17 protein-coding genes and 2 pseudogenes are annotated in these 15630 nt (G+C 67.9%); 6 read left to right on the plus strand and 13 right to left on the minus strand.

From position 1 onward, the window contains the following. Nucleotides 1-33: 33 nt before the first annotated feature. The 6 genes and pseudogenes from DL544_RS04780 to DL544_RS04805 all read right to left on the minus strand — a co-directional run bounded on the left by DL544_RS04780 (nucleotide 34) and on the right by DL544_RS04805 (nucleotide 5060). A pseudogene (locus tag DL544_RS04780) lies at nucleotides 34-1454 on the minus strand (RNA polymerase factor sigma-54). A gap of 40 nt (nucleotides 1455-1494) precedes the next feature. Then, nucleotides 1495-2214 carry an LPS export ABC transporter ATP-binding protein gene (lptB, locus tag DL544_RS04785; protein ID WP_005415558.1) on the minus strand — a complete coding sequence of 240 codons (720 nt, stop codon included), beginning with the start codon at nucleotides 2212-2214 and terminating at the stop codon, nucleotides 1495-1497. Continuing rightward, nucleotides 2214-2780 (minus strand): lipopolysaccharide transport periplasmic protein LptA, encoded by a 567-nt coding sequence (lptA, locus tag DL544_RS04790; RefSeq protein WP_139726783.1) that lies wholly within the window; start codon nucleotides 2778-2780, stop codon nucleotides 2214-2216. The genes lptB and lptA overlap by 1 nt, the downstream gene beginning before the upstream one ends. A gap of 100 nt (nucleotides 2781-2880) precedes the next feature. Continuing rightward, nucleotides 2881-3456 (minus strand): LPS export ABC transporter periplasmic protein LptC, encoded by a 576-nt coding sequence (lptC, locus tag DL544_RS04795; RefSeq protein WP_005415560.1) that lies wholly within the window; start codon nucleotides 3454-3456, stop codon nucleotides 2881-2883. Next, nucleotides 3453-4001: a KdsC family phosphatase gene (locus tag DL544_RS04800; RefSeq protein WP_065177942.1), complete on the minus strand. Its 549-nt coding sequence runs from the start codon at nucleotides 3999-4001 to the stop codon at nucleotides 3453-3455. The genes lptC and DL544_RS04800 overlap by 4 nt, the downstream gene beginning before the upstream one ends. 66 nt (nucleotides 4002-4067) lie before the next feature. Beyond that, nucleotides 4068-5060 carry a KpsF/GutQ family sugar-phosphate isomerase gene (locus DL544_RS04805; RefSeq protein WP_479692443.1) on the minus strand — a complete coding sequence of 331 codons (993 nt, stop codon included), beginning with the start codon at nucleotides 5058-5060 and terminating at the stop codon, nucleotides 4068-4070. A gap of 62 nt (nucleotides 5061-5122) precedes the next feature. Between DL544_RS04805 and DL544_RS04810 the strand changes: the two genes are divergently transcribed. From DL544_RS04810 to DL544_RS04820, 3 genes are read left to right on the plus strand one after another with little or no spacing between them, the layout of a single operon-like run. After that, nucleotides 5123-5353: a BolA family protein gene (locus DL544_RS04810; protein WP_005408396.1), complete on the plus strand. Its 231-nt coding sequence runs from the start codon at nucleotides 5123-5125 to the stop codon at nucleotides 5351-5353. A gap of 21 nt (nucleotides 5354-5374) precedes the next feature. Beyond that, nucleotides 5375-6646, plus strand: coding sequence for a UDP-N-acetylglucosamine 1-carboxyvinyltransferase (murA, locus tag DL544_RS04815; RefSeq protein WP_065185828.1), 1272 nt, complete (start codon nucleotides 5375-5377; stop codon nucleotides 6644-6646). Then, a complete protein-coding gene (locus DL544_RS04820) occupies nucleotides 6643-6960 on the plus strand; it encodes a hypothetical protein (protein ID WP_065185829.1) in 318 nt (105 codons plus the stop codon). The genes murA and DL544_RS04820 overlap by 4 nt, the downstream gene beginning before the upstream one ends. Before the next feature lie 122 nt (nucleotides 6961-7082). On the opposite strand, the gene DL544_RS04825 is transcribed toward DL544_RS04820, so the two are convergent. From DL544_RS04825 to purM, 7 genes and pseudogenes are all read right to left on the minus strand, one after another. Continuing rightward, nucleotides 7083-7736, minus strand: coding sequence for a DUF3108 domain-containing protein (locus tag DL544_RS04825; RefSeq protein WP_139726785.1), 654 nt, complete (start codon nucleotides 7734-7736; stop codon nucleotides 7083-7085). A 31-nt stretch (nucleotides 7737-7767) separates the two neighbouring features. After that, the gene (locus DL544_RS04830) at nucleotides 7768-8589 is read right to left on the minus strand and encodes a DUF3108 domain-containing protein (RefSeq protein WP_005415566.1); all 822 of its coding nucleotides are present in this window, start codon (nucleotides 8587-8589) and stop codon (nucleotides 7768-7770) included. A 68-nt stretch (nucleotides 8590-8657) separates the two neighbouring features. Next, a complete protein-coding gene (gene purN / locus DL544_RS04835) occupies nucleotides 8658-9317 on the minus strand; it encodes a phosphoribosylglycinamide formyltransferase (RefSeq protein ID WP_065185831.1) in 660 nt (219 codons plus the stop codon). Then, on the minus strand, nucleotides 9314-9976 hold the full coding sequence (locus DL544_RS04840; protein WP_139726786.1) for a DUF2238 domain-containing protein: 663 nt from the start codon (nucleotides 9974-9976) through the stop codon (nucleotides 9314-9316). The genes purN and DL544_RS04840 overlap by 4 nt, the downstream gene beginning before the upstream one ends. 39 nt (nucleotides 9977-10015) lie before the next feature. After that, nucleotides 10016-10438, minus strand: coding sequence for a hypothetical protein (locus DL544_RS04845; protein ID WP_005415569.1), 423 nt, complete (start codon nucleotides 10436-10438; stop codon nucleotides 10016-10018). After that, a pseudogene (locus DL544_RS21575) lies at nucleotides 10435-10922 on the minus strand (hypothetical protein). Before DL544_RS21575 ends, DL544_RS04845 begins: the two are co-directional and overlap by 4 nt. Before the next feature lie 20 nt (nucleotides 10923-10942). Next, complete coding sequence (gene purM, locus DL544_RS04855) at nucleotides 10943-12049, minus strand: phosphoribosylformylglycinamidine cyclo-ligase (protein WP_176556900.1); 1107 nt, start codon at nucleotides 12047-12049, stop codon at nucleotides 10943-10945. 50 nt (nucleotides 12050-12099) lie between these two features. On the opposite strand from purM, the gene DL544_RS04860 reads away from it, so the two are divergent. Genes DL544_RS04860 through hda form a run of 3 tightly spaced genes read left to right on the plus strand, consistent with a single transcriptional unit; the run spans nucleotide 12100 to nucleotide 15112 of the window. Beyond that, nucleotides 12100-13239, plus strand: a complete 1140-nt coding sequence (locus DL544_RS04860; RefSeq protein WP_065185832.1) for a DUF2066 domain-containing protein — start codon at nucleotides 12100-12102, stop codon at nucleotides 13237-13239. Beyond that, nucleotides 13236-14405, plus strand: coding sequence for an AI-2E family transporter (locus DL544_RS04865; RefSeq protein WP_053500214.1), 1170 nt, complete (start codon nucleotides 13236-13238; stop codon nucleotides 14403-14405). Before DL544_RS04860 ends, DL544_RS04865 begins: the two co-directional genes overlap by 4 nt. Then, the gene (gene hda / locus DL544_RS04870) at nucleotides 14405-15112 is read left to right on the plus strand and encodes a DnaA regulatory inactivator Hda (protein ID WP_053500213.1); all 708 of its coding nucleotides are present in this window, start codon (nucleotides 14405-14407) and stop codon (nucleotides 15110-15112) included. The genes DL544_RS04865 and hda overlap by 1 nt, the downstream gene beginning before the upstream one ends. Nucleotides 15113-15630 lie beyond the last annotated feature (518 nt).

A 15630-nucleotide genomic window follows, 5' to 3' on the forward strand; every position in this document is an offset into this window, starting at 1 on the left:
CCAATGAACCTCTCCGCCGGGCGCGGCGGCGCGTCAAGCGATTCTGACCCTTTCGTGCGAGGCGGAGATGTTCATGGCTTCACGATACTTCGCCACGGTGCGTCGCGCTACTGGAATTCCCGACGATTTGAGCAGGTCAGCCAGCTTGGCGTCAGAAAGCGGCTTGCGCGGGTTTTCGTCGTCGATCAGGCGCCGGATCATCGCCTGGATGGCGGTGCTGGACGCCTCGCCACCGCCTTCGGTATCGATGCCCGAGGCAAAGAAGGCACGCAGCGGCAGCGTGCCGCGCGGCGTGCGCACATGCTTGCGGGCGATCGCGCGCGACACCGTCGACTCGTGCAGGCCCAGTTCGGCGGCGATCTCGCGCAGGGTCAGCGGCCGCAGCGCCTGTTCGCCGAACTCGAGGAAACCGGCCTGCTGGTGGATCAGGCTGCGCACCACCCGCAGCAGGGTTTCACCGCGCTGCTGCAGGCCCTTCAGCAGCCAGCGCGCCTCCTGCAGCTGGCCACGCAGGTAGCCGGCGTCGGCCTCGCCACAGCGGCGGATCAGCTGTTCGTAGCCACGGTGGATCACCACCTTTGGCCCGGCATGGGCGGCCAGCGCCGCGCGCCAGATGCCGTTCTGCCGCCACACCACCACGTCGGGCACCACGTAGGTATCCTGCGAAAGCGGCGCGATCTGGGTCCCTGGACGCGGGTCCAGCGAGCGCAGCAGGGCGACCGCTGCCTCGACCTCGTCCAGCGGCTGTTTCAGTTCATGGGCCAGACCGGCGACGCCACTGCGTGGCAGCCGTTCCAGCGGGCCTGCTGCAATCTGCCGCGCCAGCGCCAGGCCCGCGGTGTCACCAGGCAACACATCCAGCTGCAGCTGCAGGCATTCGCCGAGCGTGCGCGCGGCAACGCCGACCGGGTCGAAGCGCTGGATGCGATGCAGCACGGCGAGGATCTCGTCCTCGTCGGCGTGGATCGCCGGCAACAGGGTTTCAGCGATGGTGGCCAGCGGCTCGCGCAGGTACCCGTCGTCGTCCAATGCATCGATCAGTGCCGCGCCGATGCTGCGATCACGCGAGGACAGATGCGACAGATGCAGCTGCCACAGCAGATGGTCGGCCAGTGTTTCGGTTTCGGCTACGCGCTCGGCAGCGCTGCCGTTGTCGTCGTCATCGTCGAAGCTGCCGCCACTGCCGGCAGCGCTCCAGTCGAGCTCGGCCGGTGCCCAGTCGTCGCCATTGTCGGCGCGTTCGGCCGGCGTGTCGGCGTCCGTGTTGTCGCCGCCTTCATTGGCGGCACTGCTGTCGTTGCTGTCGGCCCAGTCCAGCAGCGGATTGCTTTCCACGGCCTGGGCGATTTCAAGCTCCAGCTCGGTCGTGGACATCTGCAGCAGCTTGATCGCCTGCTGCAGCTGGGGGTGAGCACCAGCTGCTGTCCCAACGATGTCTGCAGCCGAGTCTTCATGCCTGTGCCGAACGGAAGGAAAGGGACCCAGCACCTGCGGTCACAGCTTGAAGGAATCCCCAAGGTAGACGCGACGTACGTCAGCGTTGTCCAGGATCGCCTCCGGCGAGCCCTGGGCCAGCACGGTGCCCTCGGCGAGGATATACGCGCGGTCGCAGATTCCCAAGGTCTCGCGCACGTTGTGGTCGGTGATCAGCACGCCGATGCCACGCTGCTTGAGATGGGTGACGATGCGCTGGATTTCGCCCACCGAGATCGGGTCGACACCGGCAAACGGTTCGTCGAGCAGGATCAGGCGCGGCTGCGCGGCCAGTGCGCGGGCGATCTCGCAGCGACGACGTTCGCCACCGGACAGGCTGGCACCGAGCTGGTCGGCGACATGGCCCAGCTGCAGCTCATCGAGCAGGCTGTTCAATTCGCGTTCGCGGCCGGCCGAATCCAGGTCTTCGCGCAGTTCAAGCACCAGGCGGAGGTTGTCGGCCACGGTCAGCTTGCGGAACACCGACGGCTCCTGCGGCAGGTAGCCCACGCCCTGCTTGGCACGGGTGTACATCGGGTCGCTGGTGATGTCCTTGCCGTCGAGCACGATGCTGCCTGCATCGGCGGCGACCAGGCCGACGATCATGTAGAAGCAGGTGGTCTTGCCGGCACCGTTGGGGCCGAGCAGGCCGACCACTTCACCGGCGTCGAGGGTCAGCCCGAAGTCCTTGACGACTTCGCGCTGCTTGTAGCGCTTGCGCAGGCCCTTGGCGACGAGCATTACTTCTTGCTCCCCGCCGGCCTGGCCGGCGTACTGACCGGAGCCGCCGCCTTGGGTGCGGCGGCCGGTTGCGCCGCCGCGTTCTTGTTCTTCGGTGGAATGACGGTGCGCACGCGGCTGCCATCGCCACCGGAATTCATCTCGCCACTGCGGGTGTTGTAGACCATGCGCTGGCCGGCATTGGTGCCGCGCGCGCTGGTGACCTTGTAGTTGCCGGTCAGGGTGATGATCTCGGTCTTGATGTCGTAGTCGATGCGATCAGCCACCGCGTCCATCCAGGTGCCGTCGTCGAGCTGCTGCTTCATCGTGGCCTGCTTGCCGGTGAATACCGCACGCACGGCCTCGCCGTCCTTGAGGTAGATCTCCGCTTCGGACGCGCGGATGTCCAGCGTGCCCTGGGTAACGGTCACGCCCTGCGAGAGCACGGTCTTGCCATCGCCGGTGAGCACGCCCGACTGAGCACCCGAGTCGATGTTCATGTTCTCGTTGCGATCAGTGGACTTGGCAAAGCCAGCGCTGGGAACCAGGAGACCGAGCGCGAGTACGGCTGCAAAGGGGATCTTCATCGGGGTCCGTTCTACCGGTGGGGCCGCCGGGAAACCGGCGGCGGGTGGGGGGGCTGCCATCCTTGCGCCGGTCCGGGGACGTCGCAGGAGGGTGGCGGAATCAGCGTCGGGGCGTGTAACGACCCTTGGACTGGCTGAGGAAATGATACGTGTTGTTCTTCGAATCCACCTCGAAGCCGACGCCGGACTGTTCCATGCCGGGACGGGTCATGGTGACCCGCGCATCGGTGCGGGCACGGTTTTCCTTCGGGAACACGTCCAGGTGGTCGGTGCGGAACGTGGTCGGCACCACGCCCGGATCGGCCGGGCTGTCGCCAGCGACATTGCCACGCAGCTTCATTTCGTCGCCCTTGGCGCTGAGCCAGCCGGTCTCGGCGCGCAGGGTCCAGTGCTTGCCATCCTTGTCCGGCATCTCGAACAGTGGGGTGGCGATGTTGATGGTCTGGTCGCCACGCTGGCGTTCCAGCCGCGGTGCGCGCAGGGTGGTCGATTCCTTGCCCTGCTCATCCAGCGCGACGATCTGGAAGTCGTGCAGGATGTAGTCCACGCCGGCGTCCTGGCCGGCAGTGGCCGGGCCCTTGTCACGGTTGCGCAGGGCCGCCCAGCTGCTGAGCAGGGCCGCCAGCAGCAGGCCGATGCCGAGCACGGTGCGCCAGTTCAGGGTGGGCAGGTTCATGCGCCGAACCTCGCCAGCACCGCGTCCACATGGCCCTGGGCGGCCAGCAGGATGTCGCACAGTTCACGGGCGGCGCCACGTCCGCCATCGGCGCGGGTCTGCCAGTGCACGCGCTCGGCGATCCACGGGTGGGCGTTGGCTGGCGCCACCGCCAGGCCGACCGCGCCCAGCGGCGCCAGGTCCGGCAGGTCGTCGCCCATGAAGGCCACCTGCTCCAGGCCGATGCCATGCTGTGCGCACAGCGTCTGCACGCTGGCCAGCTTGTCGCCCACGGCGATCTGGGTGTCGATGCCGAGGTCGGCGCCGCGCTTGAGCGCGGACTGGCTGTTGCGCGCGGTGATCAGCACGGGGTGGATGCCGTGCTGCTGCAGCAGTTTCAGGCCCAGACCGTCCTGCACGAAGTACGCCTTGCTCTCGTTGCCGTCCTTGTCGTAGTACAGCCGACCGTCGGTGAGGGTACCGTCCACGTCGAAGCAGGCCAGGCGGACGCGGGCCGCAGCGGCATGCAGGTGGGCGGGGAACGCGGGCAGCGGGGACCAGGGCATCAGGCGATCAGGCTCGGTGGGGGCGGGTGGGGCATTACAGACTGAATGGGGTCTACGGACTGTCGGTTAAACCACCCGGGCCCGCAACAGGTCATGAATGTTCAGGGCGCCGACCGCACGGCCCTGGCCATCGACCACGATCAGGCCGTTGATTTTCTGGGTCTCCATCTGCCGCGCGGCCTCTACGGCCAGCTGGTCGGCACCGATGGTGCGCGGGTTGCGGGTCATCACATCGGCGATCTTCGCGGTGCGCACGTCCAGCGCGCTGTCCAGCGCCCGGCGCAGGTCGCCGTCGGTGAACAGGCCGATCAGCACGCCATCGGCGTCGACCACGGCGGTCATGCCGAGGCGCTTGCGGCTCATTTCCACCAGCGCCTCGCTGAGGCTGGCATCGGCGCCCACGCTGGGCAGGTCCTCGCCGGTGTGCATGACATCGGTGATGTGCAGCAGCAGGCGACGGCCGAGGCTGCCGGCCGGGTGCGAGCGGGCGAAGTCGTCGGCGGTGAAGCCGCGCGCATCAAGCAGGGCTACGGCCAGCGCATCGCCCATCGCCAGCGAGGCGGTGGTGCTGGAGGTCGGCGCCAGCGCCAGCGGGCAGGCCTCGGCCGGCACGCTCACATCCAGGTGGATGTTGGCGGCCGTGGCCAGGCTCGACTGCGGGCGGCCGGTCATGGAAATCAGCACGTTGCCCTGGCGCTTGAGCACCGGCAGCAGCATCAGCACCTCATCGGACTCGCCCGAATAGGACAGGGCCAGTACCACGTCGGCTTCGGTGATCATGCCCAGGTCGCCGTGGCCGGCTTCGCCGGGATGCACGTAGAACGCCGGTGTGCCGGTGGAGGCCAGGGTGGCGGCGATCTTGCGGGCAATGTGGCCGGATTTGCCCATGCCGGTGGCGACCACCCGGCCGCGGCTGGCCAGGATCGCCTCGCAGGCCTGCTGGAAGGCCTCGCCAAGGCGGTCGGCGACGGCATCCAGCGCCTGCCGCTCGATCTCGAACACGCGGCGGCCACTGGCGACCAGGCCGGCAGGGTCGACGGAACGGGGGGCAACAGGGATTCGGCCATGCGGACGCCACGCAGCGGAAGTAGAATGGAGGCACATTTTATTAGGAAAGCCCGTTGGACGCCGACACCATCCGCAATCTGATCGAAACCGGCCTGCCTGGCGCCCGCGCCGACGTGCAGGGCGATGATGGCGTGCATTTCGAAGCGACCGTGGTCTGCGAGGCGTTCGCCGGCAAGATGCCGCTGGCCCGCCACCGCATGGTCTATGCCACGCTGGGCGACCTGATGGGCGGCGCGATCCACGCGCTGGCGCTGAAAACCGTGACCCCGGCCGAAGCCGGCTGAACCGCAGAAGATCCCGAATACATGGCCAAGATCGTTGTGACCGGCGGCGCTGCGCTGCACGGTGAAGTGAGCATCTCCGGCGCCAAGAACGCCGTCCTCCCCATCCTCTGCGCGACCCTGCTGGCCGATGAGCCGGTGGAGATCACCAACGTGCCGCACCTGCACGACGTGGTCACCACGGTCAAGCTGCTGGGCGAACTGGGTGCCAAGGTCACCATCGACCAGGGCACGCTGTCGCGTGGCAGTGCGATCGTGGTCGACCCGCGTTCGGTCAACCAGCACGTTGCGCCGTACGAGCTGGTCAAGACCATGCGCGCCTCGATCCTGGTGCTGGGCCCGCTGCTGGCCCGCTTCGGCGCGGCGGAAGTGTCGCTGCCCGGCGGCTGCGCGATCGGTTCGCGTCCGGTCGACCAGCACATCAAGGGCCTGCAGGCGCTGGGTGCCGAGATCGTGGTCGAGAACGGCTTCATCAAGGCCACTGCCAAGCGGCTGAAGGGCGGCCATTTCACCTTCGACATGGTCAGCGTCACCGGCACCGAGAACGTGCTGATGGGCGCGGTGCTGGCCGAAGGCACCACCGTCCTCGACAACTGCGCGATGGAACCGGAAGTGACCGATCTGGCGCATTGCCTGATCGCGCTGGGCGCGAAGATCGAAGGCCTGGGCACTGCCCGCCTGGTCATTGAAGGCGTCGAGCGCCTGTCCGGCGGCCGCCACGAAGTGCTGCCCGACCGCATCGAAACCGGTACCTTCCTGGTCGCTGCGGCGATGACCGGCGGCAAGGTCACGGTCAACCGTGCGCGCCCGAACACCATGGACGCGGTGTTGTCCAAGCTGGTCGAGGCCGGCGCGAAGATCGAGACCACCGAAGACACCATCACCCTGGACATGCAGGGCAAGCGACCGAAGGCGGTCAACCTGACCACCGCGCCGTACCCCGCATTCCCGACCGACATGCAGGCGCAGTTCATGGCGCTCAACTGCGTGGCCGACGGCGTCGGCGTGATCAACGAAACGATCTTCGAGAACCGTTTCATGCACGTCAACGAACTGCTGCGCCTGGGCGCGGACATCCAGGTCGAAGGCCACACCGCCATCGTGCGTGGCAGCGAGACCCTGAGCGGTGCGCCGGTAATGGCCACCGACCTGCGTGCCTCGGCCTCGCTGATCCTGGCCGGCCTGATGGCCAGCGGCGAGACCACCATCGACCGCATCTATCACCTTGATCGTGGCTACGAGAACATCGAAGAGAAGCTGTCTTCGCTCGGCGCCACCATCCGGCGCGTGCCATGATCCTTCGCGGCAAGTTCAGCCCGCGCCGCAAGGCGCTGCTGGCCCTGGTGCTGATCGTGCTGGCGTGGCTGGGCTATGCCTGGTACGCCAACATCGCCATCACCCAGGGCATCGAGCAGAAGGACATGGACTGGAACGGCGACGGCACGGTCTCGCGTGACGAGATCATCGAATCGTTCTACGCGGTCGCGGTGAACGACAGCCAGGACGGCAACCGCCATTGCCGCACCTTCATCTGGCGCAGCACCGGCGAGCAGATCCGCGTGGACTGCCGCACCGAGTTCAAGCCGGCCGCGGCCGAGCAAAAGAAGTAAGAACAACGCCCGCGAAAGCGGGCGTTTTTTTACGGTAGATCCACGCCATGCGTGGATGAAGGCGCCGGGTCGCTGTCGGGGTCAGAGCCCTTCCCGTTGGGAAGGGATCCGACCCCGGGCGCTCAGTTCATCGCCTTGATGGTCAGGTCCAGCGCATCGCGGCCGCTCTCACGCTGCAGCATGCGCGCCGGCACCGGGAATTCCGGCACGATCCACGCGATCAGCTCCTTGTTGCCGTCGGCACGCGAGACCTTGGTGGCCTCGTAGCTCTTGCCGCCCACGGTGATCGATTCCTTGCCGACCACGCGGTAGGTCATGTTCTTGATGCGGCCTTCGTCGACCATGCGATAGGTCAGCGGCTTGCCGGCGGCCAGGTCGCGGGCGATTGCCAGGTTGATCAGCAGCGCGTCCATGTCGCCCGTCTTCAACGCGATGGGGCCCGCACGGTCCGGCTTGATGTCGCCGGTCCAGGTGGCCTGGTTGCTGGTCCAGTTGTAGTTGGCCTGCACATTGCGCTTCTTCACCAGCAGTGCCGAACGGTCCTGGCTGCTGAGCGGGCGCAGCTGGCCGCGCACCTCTTCGAACACGGTGCTCTGGCTCAGGTCGGCCAGCTGGTTCTTCACCTGCAGCGTGTAGCGCCACTTGTTGGCTCCCTCGCTGCTCAGCGTCATGCTGCCATTGGCCTGCATGCCCATGTAGCTGGCCAGGTAATCGGCCTTGAATGGCTGCAGGGCCATGGCCGGCAGGCTGGCCACCGACAGTGCGGCTGCAGCGATCCAGGTGAGGGGCGGGTCAGGGTGCTCATGCTCAGACTCCTTGGTACTCGATCAGGCGTAGATCGACGCGGTCTTCGCCGTCTTCGCGTTGCAGGATGCGCACCGGGGTGGGGACACCGTTGGCGATCCAGAGGATGGTTTCGTTGTTGCCGCCGTTGGTCCGGTAGACCCGCAGCGCGTTGTAGGACAGGTCGCCGACCTCGACGTTCTCGGTCTGCGGCGCGGCCTGGTAGTCGTGCTGGCGGACCTTGCCCATGTCCACGTAGCGGTAATGCATGGTGGCGCCCGGGCGGGCATCACGCATGATCGCCAGATTGATCAGCAGCGCGCTCTGGTCGCCCGGCTGCAGCGGGATCGGTTGCGCACGTTCCTTCTTGACGTCGCCGCTCCACTGCGCGGTGCCGGCCTGCCAGTTGTACGTGCCGACCGCCTTCTTGCCCAGGAACAGGCCCTTGCGCACCGTGCTCTGGCTGAGCGGCGCATAGACGCCGCTGCGCTCTTCGAACACCGTGCTCTGTTCGATGTTCAGGCCCAGCACGCTTGCAAAGCCGCGGCGGCCAACCACCTGCATGTCCACCCGCCACTGGTTGCCGCCGGTGTGGGTGACCTGCATGCTGGCGTCGCCGGCCTCCTTGCCTTTGTAGAAGGCCTGGTAGGTCGCGGTGAACGGCTGCAGCGGCGGCGGCTCCCAGGCCAGCGCCGGCGGCATCGGCACGGCCGGTTCCGCAGGCGGTTGGACTGCAGGCGCCGGCTGCGCAGGGGCCGCAGGCGCTTGCACCTGGCCCCAACCCACGCCGGGAAGCACGACAAGCGACAGCAGCAATGAAGTGGACAGCAGGGTCGTGGTCTTCATGGAGGACAGGAGCTGCAGGAGGGGGGCAGGATGCCAGCCCCGCAGTCAGCGGGGCGTGTGCGTGGGCGTTACCGGTTCAGGTTCCCGGCGGAATCTAGGGCCAGTGGGCTAAACAGGGGGTGACCGTCCAGGTGCGGCTGCCCCTCCCGTTCAGTCAGGCGGCCGGCGCACAGCAGCTGGAGGGTGGCGATCAGCAGGGGATGCTCCACCGCCAGCACGCGCGCGGCCAGGCTGTCGGCGTCATCGCCGGGCATCACCGGTACCCGTACCTGGGCCAGCACGGCGCCGGCATCCAGTTCGGGAACGACCAGATGCACGCTGGCCCCGTGCTCGGCATCGCCGGCGTCCAAAGCTCGCGCATGCGTATCCAACCCTTTGTGCAGTGGCAGCAGGGAGGGGTGGATGTTGACCAGGCGGCCATTGAAGCGCTGCACGAAGGCGGCGCCGAGAATGCGCATGTAGCCGGCGCAGACGATCCAGTCCGGCGCGGCCGCGGCCAGTGCATCGCCCAAGGCCTGCTCGTAGGCGGCGCGGTCGTCGAATTCCTTCGGCGCATGTGCCCAGCGCAGGCTGGCGCCGACCCGTTGCAGCGCGGCGGCGGCCGGGCGGTCGGAGAACACGCCGACGACCTCGGCGGGCAGGCGCCCGGCCGCGATGGCATCGAGGATGGCCTGCAGGTTGCTGCCGCGCCCAGAGGCGAGCACCGCGATGCGGGTGGGCGCGGTCATTGCGCGGGACTCCGGCGGATCAACGGCCAGCTCAGCAGGCTGCCCACGGTCGCCAGCAGCATGTCGGCATGGGCGTCCCACATGTCGCCCTGCTGCCCGTTGTAGGCCTCGGCGGCGTCCGGCGACAGGGCCAGCGCGATGGCCCACTCGAACCACTCGTAGACCAGGCTGGCGCACATCACTGCCATCACCGCCAGGGTGAAAGCCTGGCGGCGGCGCAGCGCCGGCCAGGCATGGCGTGCCAGCTGCAGCAGCGCAGGCGTGAAGCAGACGCCGAACAGGAAGTGGATAAGCCGGTCGAAATGATTACGCTGCCAGCCAAACGCCGCATTCGGCGACCAGCCGGCCAGCGCCTGCGCCCATGCGTCGTAGGGCACGTTCGAGTACAGCCAGCGCGCAGCCACGCAGTGCAGTGCAATGAAGCCGCAGATCGCGATGAAGGCACCGTTGCCCAGCCAGCCACCCCGGCGGTCGACCCATAGCAGTGCGGCCAGCCCGATCACGGTCAGGGTGCTGTGCAGGGCCTGCTCGGTGGGCCACAGCGGGTGGATCCAGCTGATCGCGAACACCGCCAGCACGGCGGCGAAGGCCAGCTTCTTGGGGCCCGTGAAACGGGAAGCGGCAGGCGAGGCGGTCGTGGAGAGGGCAGGCGCGGACATGGGGAGTCGATCAGGGGAGGGGGGCGTCTGCCGGCAAGCTCAGACGCTGAGATGGTCGCCACGGTCGAACAGTGCGGCCATGTCAGGCTTGGACAGAAACACCCAGGCATAGGCGGTCAGGGCCATGCCCAGCGGGCCAGCCAGTACCGCCAGCCAGGCCGCGCGCTGGCACCAGGCCAGCCCGGTGCGGCGCGACAGCAGGCGTGCGGTGTGCAGCTGCACGACGCCAAGCGCGGCCGCCAACAGCGAAATGACCCCGTACACCGTGGCCAGTACCGCGCCATCGGCCAGCCCGCGTGAGCTGGCGACCAGGCCGATGAAACCGAGGAACGCCAGCGCGGCCATCCAGTGGAAAACCGCCAGCGCGTAGAACAGCACCTTCAGCGTCTGCAGGTGGCTGGCCAGCTGCAGTTGCGCCAGGGTCTGCTGTGGTAGCGGCGGTGGTGCGCCGGGTGTCGTCATGTCGTTGCACCACTTGCATCGAAGGCGGCCTTGACCTGCGGGCGCAGCAGCGTAACCAGGGTGAATACCCCAGAACGGTGCCCAGCGGCGCGCACAGGCAGAGCAGGCCGGCCACGATCAGGCACAGCAGGTGGCGACGACGCTGGGCCAGGCAGCGTCCGGCCTGGATGACGAATGCGGCCATGCCCAGGCCACCGGCGACGAACACAGTCCCCAGCACCGTGAACACCCAGCCGAACAGGCGCTGTTCGGCCGGCGACGAGGGCTGACCCCCGGAGTTCATCGGCAGATGGCCGCTCAGCGCACTGATGCCGAGCACGATGTACAGAATGAAAAACAGCGAGAGCAGCGCGATCAGGCCGCCGAACACGTAGTGCGCGATGGACAGCGCGCGCAGGTGGTCAGCGTCCTGCCTGCTGAAGACCGGCACGGCCGCCAACGGCGGCGGTACCGGGGTGGGTGCCAGGGGGGGCGTTGCGTCCATGCGGGCTCCTCGGGTCGGGTTCAGCCGATGCGGACGCGTTCGGCGCCTTCGGCGGTGACCACCTGGCCGATGGTCCAGTGGTCCAGGCCCTGGGCTTGGACCGCCTCGGACACGGCAGCGACCTGCTCCGCTGCCACGATCAGCACGAAGCCGATGCCGCAGTTGAAGGTGCGCCACATCTCGCTGTCGGCGACCGCGCCTTCTTTCTGCAGCCACTGGAACACTGGCGGCAGGGTCCAGGACGAGGCCTGGATGTCCAGGCCGAGGCCATCGGGCACCACGCGGATGATGTTCTCGGTCAGGCCGCCACCGGTGATGTGGGCCATGCCGTGGATGGCATCGCCGTGCGACTTCAGCAGCGACAGGATCGGCTTCACGTACAGGCGGGTCGGTGCCATCAGCGCGTCGACCAGCTTCACGCCACCTTCCAGTTCCAGATCGGCCGGGCGGCCGGCGCGGTCGTAGATGCGGCGCACCAGCGAGTAGCCGTTGGAATGCGGGCCGGACGAGGCGATGCCGATCAGCACGTCGCCGGCGGCCACGCTGGCGCCGTCCTTCAGCTCGCTCTTCTCGACCGCAGCCACCGTGAAGCCGGCCAGATCGTACTCGCCCGGGGCGTACATGTCGGGCATTTCAGCGGTTTCACCGCCGATCAGCGCGCAGCCGGCCTCGGTGCAGCCGTTGGCGATGCCGCCCACCACCGCCGCGGCGGTATCGACGTCCAGCTTGCCGGTGGCGAAGTAGTCCAGGAAGAACAGCGGCTCGGCGCCCTGTACCAGCACGTCGTTCACGCACATCGCGACCAGGTCGATGCCGATCGTATCGTGGCGGTTCAGCTGATGGGCCAGCTTCAGCTTGGTGCCCACGCCGTCGGTACCCGACACCAGCACCGGCTCGCGGTACTTGTTGGACAGGTCGAACAGGGCGCCGAAGCCGCCCAGACCGCCCATCACTTCCGGGCGGAAGCTGCGCTTGACCAGGGGCTTGATCCGCTCGACCAGCGCGTTGCCGGCGTCGATGTCGACACCCGCGTCACGGTAGGTGAGGGGGAGGGGGCGGAAGACGGGGTGTTGGTCACGGGCGTCGGCGCTGGCAGGGGTTGAACGGGCGATTTTAACAGGCCGCATTGGCGCAAAGGCCGTATTCGGGCAACAATTCCCCCGGATTCGTCGAGCCAATGGATGTCCTGATGCGCCGCAGCCTGATTCTGACCCTGCTCCTTGCACTGAGCCTACCGGTGGCCACGATGGCCCAGAGCGGCCTGCGCACCGAGGGAGATGTTGCCACCGCCTCGGGTGCGTACGAGGCCGAAGTGCCCGTCAACAGCCAGGCCGAAACCGATCGCAACGGCGCCCTGGCCCGTGCCCTGAGCGTGGTGCTGGGCAAACTGTCCGGCGACCGCAACGTGATGTCCCGCCCCGGCGTGGTGCAGGCGCTGCGCAACGCCAAGGACTACGTGGCCAGCTACGACTACAAGCAGGACCAGAGCGTGGGCGCCAGCGGCGCGCCGAGCTTCAGGACCCTGCTGGTGGCCCGCTTCCGCGAGGATGACGTCGACTCGCTGGTCTCGGCGCTGGGCCTGCCGCTGTGGCCGCAGCCGCGGCCGAAACCGGTGGTGTGGTTGGCCGTCGACGACGGCAGTGGCCCGCGCCTGGTCAGCGTGCAGCAGGCCAACGCCGCCCGCCCGCTGCTGAACCGCGCCATCGAGCGGGGTTACAAGCTGGGCCTGCCCAGCGGCGGTGCCGCCGAACAGGCGCTGGCCGGTGCCATCTGGCGCCAGGACAGTGCCGCCGTGGCCCGCGCCTCGTCGCGCTACTCGCCGCCGATGCAGCTGATCGGCAAGCTCTACCGCGCCAACGGCGGCTGGCAGGCGGACTGGGTGTTCGTCGACAACGGCCGCGAGCTGAACAAGTGGACCAGCAAGGACGCCAACGCCATGCGTGCGATGGCCGCCGGTGCCGATGGCGCCGCCGACGCGCTGGTCAAGCGCTATGCCAAGGCGGGTGCCGCCGTCGGTCAGGCCGGGACCTACCGCGTGGTGGTCACCGGCATCAACAGTGCCGACGACTACCTGCGCCTTGCCGCCGGCCTGCGCGAGGTGCCGGTGGTGCGCAACGTCACCCCGCTGCACGCTTCGGCCGGCCAGCTGGAGCTGAGCCTGGAGATGACCACCGGCCTGGCCGGCTTCAACCGCATGCTGGGCGACAATGGCGTGCTGGTGCCCAGCGCGACGCTGCCGGCCCTGCCGACCCCGATCGATGACACCACCGGTGCCCCGGTGGCCGCGCCGGTCAGCAACGAGTACCGCTTGCGATGACCCTGACCCCGGAAGCCGAAATCGCGCAGTTCCTGCGCCGCCTGAAGTACATCCTGTTTGCCGGCCTGGTCGGCTGGGTGGTGTGGCTGCTGGCACCGATCCTGACCCCGTTCGTGCTGGCGCTGGCGCTGGCGTGGCTGGGCGATCCGCTGGTGGACCGCATCGAGGCCACCGGCCGTTCGCGCATGACCGGCGTGGTGCTGGTGTTCGCTGCGATGGTGCTGGTGATCGTGGCGCTGCTGCTGGTGCTGGTGCCGATGATCGAGCGCCAGATCACCACCCTGATTGCGGTCGCGCCGCAGGCACAGGCGTGGCTGATGGAGAAGGGGATCCCCTGGTTCGAGCAGAAGACCGGCCTGGAAGTGATGCAGTGGCTGGATCCGGACCGCCTGATCGAATGGGTGCGCAGCCACTGGCAGCAGGCCGGCGGCTTCGCCACCACATTCATGGGCTACGTCTCGCGTTCGGGCTTTGCGATGGTGACCTGGGTGGTCAACATCCTGCTGCTGCCGATCCTGGCGTTCTACTTCCTGCGCGACTGGGACAAGCTGGTCGAGCGGGTGGCGTCGGTGATTCCGCGCAACCACATCGGCACCATCAGCGCGTTGGCGCGCGAGTCCAACGAGGTGCTGGGGGCGTTCATCCGCGGACAGTTCCTGGTGATGCTGGCGCTGGGCGTGATCTATGCCGGCGGCCTGTCGCTGGTCGGCCTCAAGCTGGGCCTGCTGATCGGCCTGATTGCCGGCCTCATCAGCTTCATCCCATACCTGGGCGCGACCACTGGCGTGCTGATGGCGGTGATCGCGGCACTGGTGCAGGCGCAGGGCTTCGACCTGAAGCTGCTGATCCTGGTGGGCGTGGTGTTCACCGTGGGCCAGCTGCTGGAAAGCTACGTGCTGACCCCGCGTATCGTCGGCGACAAGATCGGCCTGCACCCGGTGGCAGTGATCTTTGCGGTGATGGCCGGCGGCCAGCTGTTCGGCTTCCTCGGCATGCTGCTGGCGCTGCCGGTGGCGGCGGTGACCAACGTGCTGCTGCGCTATGCGCATCAGCGCTACCGCCAGAGCGAGCTGTACGTGGGCGAGAAGCCGGCGATCGTGCTTGATGGCGTAGTGGACGCCCCCCATATCATCGTTCCGAACGACAAGGGCCCCGACCTGAAGTGATGGGTGTGCCGCAACTGCCGCTGGCCCTGCATTACCCGCGGGACCAGCGCCTGGAGACCTTCATCGGCGCGCCGGACGGCGCGCTGGCGCAGCTGCGCGCGATCGCGGTTGGTGCCAGCCACGACTGGGTCTACCTGGAAGGTGCGGCGGGAACCGGCAAGACCCACCAGGCGCTGGCGATGTGCTCCAGCGCCGAGCAGGCCGGGCGCCTGCCGACGTACGTGCCACTGGCCAGCGCAGCAGGCCGCGTCCGTGCAGCGCTGGATGGGCTGGACGCACGCGAACTGGTGGCGCTGGACGGGCTGGACGAGGTTGCCGGCAATCGCGAGGACGAGATCGCGCTGTTTGATTTCCACAACCGCGCGCGCGCTGCAGGTGTAACCGTGCTGTACACGGCGCAGAAGGCGCCGGGCGAGCTGGGCCTGGTGCTGCCGGACCTGCGTTCGCGCCTGGGCCAGTGCGTGCGCGTGCTGCTGCAGCCGCTGGATGAGGAAGGTCGTGCTGCGGTGCTGCGCGAGCGTGCACTGCGACGCGGCCTGGCCATCGACGAAGCGGCCATCGAATGGCTGCTGTCGCACACCGGCCGTGAGCTGGGTGGATTGATCACCCTGCTGGACTGGCTGGACCGCGAATCGCTGGCGGCGAAGCGGCGGATCACCGTGCCGTTCCTGCGCCAGGTGCTGGAAGAAGGCCGGCCTCGTTACTGAGGGTGGGGTTTGTTTGCAGGGCTGCGCCCTGCACCCGCCGAAGCCGAAGCAACGTCAACGTCAAAAGCGGGCTATCCGTGGGATGGCGGGGTGGGTCCGGTTGCGGGGGACGCTGCAAGTACGTCCATGTAAGCTCGGTCGCCGCATCCATGCGGCTCACGCCCCCGCAACCGGACCCACCCCGCCTTCGACAGCTTCCCGCGGTCTGCCGGGACTGCGTACTGCACTGCTGTTGGTGGGTGTCGACCTTGGTCGACACGTGTCTTGCTTGTGGTGGGTGACGACCGTTGGTCGTCACTGGAGCAAGCGCAGCGAAGCGACACGCTTTTGCTCTTCTTTCTTTCTTCCGTGGCTGGACGCGCACGGAAACTGTCAGAGGCCGGGCGGGGTGGGTTCGCGGGGGTGTCCGCGGCATGGATGCCGCGGCCAAGCCCCCAGGGACGGGTTCATGGCGTCCCCGCGAATCCACCCCGCCCGGCCAAGCAAGGCTTCTGCTCTCAAAACATCCAGCCACGAGG

This window comes from Stenotrophomonas sp. pho (assembly GCF_006228405.1).
Classification (GTDB): Bacteria; Pseudomonadota; Gammaproteobacteria; order Xanthomonadales; family Xanthomonadaceae; genus Stenotrophomonas; species Stenotrophomonas sepilia.